This window comes from Herpetosiphon gulosus (genome assembly GCF_039545135.1).
In the GTDB taxonomy this organism is placed as follows: domain Bacteria; phylum Chloroflexota; class Chloroflexia; order Chloroflexales; family Herpetosiphonaceae; genus Herpetosiphon; species Herpetosiphon gulosus.
In genome coordinates this window covers 1-2,393 of sequence record NZ_BAABRU010000076.1, presented here as the reverse complement: position 1 = coordinate 2,393, position 2,393 = coordinate 1, and the positions used below count along the sequence as shown (strand labels likewise).

Annotated in this window: 1 protein-coding gene; it reads left to right on the top strand. The window is 60.8% G+C overall.

What is annotated here, in order from left to right:
• Window positions 1-138 precede the first annotated feature (138 nt).
• Window positions 139-2,328 carry a hypothetical protein gene (locus tag ABEB26_RS26755; protein WP_345725153.1) on the top strand — a complete coding sequence of 730 codons (2,190 nt, stop codon included), beginning with the start codon at window positions 139-141 and terminating at the stop codon, window positions 2,326-2,328.
• The last annotated feature ends 65 nt before the right edge of the window (window positions 2,329-2,393 follow it).

Below are 2,393 nucleotides of genomic sequence, written 5' to 3'. Positions count from 1 at the left end.
GTTGGTCGGCGGTCGTTGGTGCGGGTTTGTGTTTTGCTCGTGGCATGGTATCCCCTTACAAGCCTATTCTGGAAATGCTCGTCTTTGGGTTGGGAACCAAATACACACGCTATTGTACAGTCTCATCCCTGGAGTCTCGTGACGTGGCAGGAGGTCTTCACCCAACACGGCTTGACGACCACGACCGTCTATACCGCCGCAACCCGCACGCGCCAGGTCACCTTGCCGTCGGGGGTGGTCCGCGTGACCACCTATACCGCAGCTGGGCAGCCGATGACGGAAACGGCGACCGATCAGGCGGTGAAGACGTGGACGTATCAACCGGATGGCCGACTCGCTAGCGACACGCTTGGGACGGGGCCAACCGCCGCGACGACAACCTATGCCTATACGCCTCAGGGCTTTATGGCTGCCATCACCAATGCGCTGGGCGAAACGACCACCTATACCCATGATGCCGCCGGACGGATTGCGACCGTAACCCACCCGACGGGCCATACCCGCCAGTATTGGTATGATGCGGTGGGCAATCGGGTGCAGGAACGCGACGAACGGGGCATGGTGACGACCTGGGTTTACAATGCCGATAACCAACCGGTCGCTGAGGTTCTTGATGTCAACGGACGAGCAATCTTAACGACCATCACCTATGACCTGCATGGCCGCGTGGTGCGCGAAAGCACCGCCCAAGGGGCGAATCGTCCGCCAGCGGTGACGACCTATGGCTATGCAGCGCTGAATCCAGTCGCCAGTGTGCCCATTAGCGTGACGAATGCGCTGGGCGAGACCACGACCTATACCTATGATGGGGTGGGGGATCTGGTTGCGGTGACCGACGCGATGCAGCACACGACGGTCTTGACCTATACGCCCGAAGGCTGGTTAGCCGCCGTGGAATCCCCGAGTGGTCAACGGATGCAACGGGACTATACCACTGATGGGCACGTCCAGCGTGAAACCGATGCGCGGGGCAGCACCACCACCTATACCTATACCGCGTTGCGCCAACCAGCAACGGTGACGGTCAACACCACTGCCGTTGCCGGCTATCCTGCCGTGGCAGCCAGCACCACCACCACCTATGATGGCTGGGGGCGGGTGGTCAGTGTACGTGATCCGCGTCAGCAGGTGACGACGTTCCACTACACGGATCGGGATCACCTTGCATGGACGGAATTGCCAACGGGAGAACAGACGCGCTATACCTATGATGCGCTTGGACGACCCATCGCGCGCGTGGTGGGAGCACACGACCCCAGTACCGCGATCACCACGACCACCAGCTACGATGCTGCCGGACGCGTGTTGACCACGGTGGTCGATCCCGACGGTATGGCCCTGACGACCCGCTATCGCTATACCGAGCCAGGTGCGAGTAATAGTTGGGATCTGCATGCCGTGGTTGACCCGAATGGGCATACGACCCGCTATCAAACCAATGCGCTGGGCTGGATAACGGCGACGACCAATGCCCTGACCGAAACCTGGACGATGACCTACGACCAGCAGGGCAACCAGACGGGGATTACCGACCCACGCGGGAATACGCTTGCGTGGGAGTATGACGCGCTCGGTCGCCGCATCATGGAACATGAGGCGGGCCGCACCCAGCGCTGGCAGTATCATGCGGATGGGCGGCTGGCGGCTCAGATCGACATGGCCAATCGCACGACCAGCTATGCCTATAGCGTTGATGGCTTCCTGACGGGCATCGACTATCCCAGTGGGACGGCGGATGTCAGCTATACCCATGATGCGAATGGCAATGTTACGTCCATGCAGGATGGGCTGGGAACGACCACCTATCGCTATGATGGGCTGAATCGGCTGCGTGAACGGACGCGCGATGGGCGCACGGTGGGCTATACCTATGATGCTGCCTCGTTCCGTACCAGCACCGACTATTGGGGCACGGGCAGCGTGACAGCGACTCCCGATGCCGCCGGACGGGTCGCGAGTCTGCAACCGTGGGGTGGCGCAACCACCACCTATGCCTATGGCGCACGGGGGCAGTTGGCAACCGCAACCAGCAGTACAGGACTGGGGGTGACCCCCACCTATGATACGGCGGGACGCATACTCACGACGACCTATACCCAGAACGGCACGACCCTCGCCAGCTTTGGCAGCACGCTGGATGCGGTCGGGAATCGCACCAGCCTTACCGATGCACGCGGCACGACGACCCTGACCTACGATGCCACCGATCGTATGGTGCACGCTGTGGAGCCACAGGCGACGACCGCCTATACCCATGATGCGGGGAAGAGACTGTACAATAGCGTGTGTATTTGGTTCCCAACCCAAAGACGAGCATTTCCAGAATAGGCTTGTAAGGGGATACCATGCCACGAGCAAAACACAAACCCGCACCAACGACCGCCGACCAACCC